Origin of the sequence: Actinoallomurus acaciae (assembly GCF_042429965.1) — a bacterium.
In the GTDB taxonomy this organism is placed as follows: Bacteria; Actinomycetota; Actinomycetes; order Streptosporangiales; family Streptosporangiaceae; genus Actinoallomurus; species Actinoallomurus acaciae.
In genome coordinates this window covers 1-1,445 of record NZ_JBHLZP010001009.1, presented here as the reverse complement: position 1 = coordinate 1,445, position 1,445 = coordinate 1, and the positions used below count along the sequence as shown (strand labels likewise).

Sequence of the window (1,445 nt, the reverse complement as noted above, 5' to 3'; positions counted from 1 at the left end):
GCGCGGGCGCCTCTCCCCCGGCCACGCGACGCAGGAACGCACGTATCGCGTCCGGCGGCGGCCGGTGTGCCGGGTCGCGGGCGAGCATGGCCATGAGAAGCGGGCCGAGCGGCCCCGACCGGTGCGGCGGGGCGGGCTCCTCGGTCAGCACGGCGCTCAGCGTGCCCGCCACCGTCCGCCGGGCGAACGGCGACCGGCCCTCCGCCGCGGCGTAGAGCGTGGCCCCGAGCGACCACAGGTCCGAGGGCGGCCCGGCGGTGTCACCGCGAAGGCGCTCGGGCGCCATGTAACCCGGCGACCCGACCAGGCCGCCGGAGGCGGTCAGCGACACGTCGCCGGCGAGCGTGGCGATGCCGAAGTCGGTGAGGACCACCCGGCCGTCGTCGCAGAGGAAGATGTTGCCCGGCTTGACGTCGCGGTGGAGCACTCCCTCCGCGTGGGCCACGCCGAGTGCGTCCAGCACGGCCAGCCCGATCTCGGCCACCCGGTGCGGGGGCAGCGGTCCGGCCTCGTCGAGGGCGCGGCCGGCCAGCAGCTCCATCACGATCCACGGCCGGTCGTCCTCGGCGATCACGTCGTGTACCCCGATGATCGACTCGTGTCTCAGCCGGGACGACACCCGGGCCTCGCGGATCGCGCGTTCGCACAGGGCGGCGCGGCGTTCGGCGGTGATCCCCGTGGGCAGTGAGAGCTCCTTGACCGCGACCGTACGTCCCAGCACCTGGTCGTCGGCACGCCAGACCGCGCCCATGCCACCACGGCCCAGCTGCGCCGACAGCCGGTAGCGCCCGGCCAGCACCCGGGTCACGGCATCCGCCGCAGCGCCTGGGAGACCCACTTGGCGGTGTCGAGGGCGCCGGCGCGGATCCGCGCCGCGTCGCCGGAGCCGTCCGCGGCGGCGAACCAGATCGAGATGTAGAGGTTGCTGTCGCGGAACATCACGTCGGCCCGCTCCACGGTCCCCTTCTGGGAGGTCTCGGTCATGTAGGCGGCCTCTCCGACCCCTGAGACGCGTCGTGCCGCGCTCTGCCGCGCGCCGGTACGCCGTACCCCGATCTCGTCCCAGCCCCACGCGATGCCGGAACTCGGCCTGCTGTCGGCGGCGTACTGCTCGTTGTAGGAGGCGCGAGCCGCGTCGGGCGTGGCGGTCCACGGGTCCTCGGCCGTCGTCCCGGTCGTGCGGTCGTAGACGGACTCCGCCGAGACGGAGATGGCCTGGTGGCGTGCTGCCGCGAACCAGGCGCACGAGTGGGCGTCGGGTTTTTTCGACGCGTGCGGGATCAGCCGGGCGACCTGGGCCGGGGTGAGCAGGGCGCAGAAGTCGAACGGCCTGACGTATCGGCCGGCGGCGGACGGGCTCGCCGCCGGGGAGGCGGCGGCCGTCGTGGACCGCGCGACGGAGGGGCGGGCGTGCGGGTGGTCCGCTCCCCGGGCGCGGAGGGCGA

General features: G+C 75.1%; 2 protein-coding genes. Both read right to left on the bottom strand.

From position 1 onward, the window contains the following. The coding region (locus tag ACFFNX_RS49920) for a serine/threonine-protein kinase (protein ID WP_378213514.1) at positions 1-808 on the bottom strand (808 nt) is incomplete at its 3' end. Beyond that, positions 805-1,445: hypothetical protein (locus ACFFNX_RS49915; protein ID WP_378213513.1), on the bottom strand; the 641-nt coding region annotated here is incomplete at its 5' end. The genes ACFFNX_RS49915 and ACFFNX_RS49920, both read right to left, overlap by 4 nt.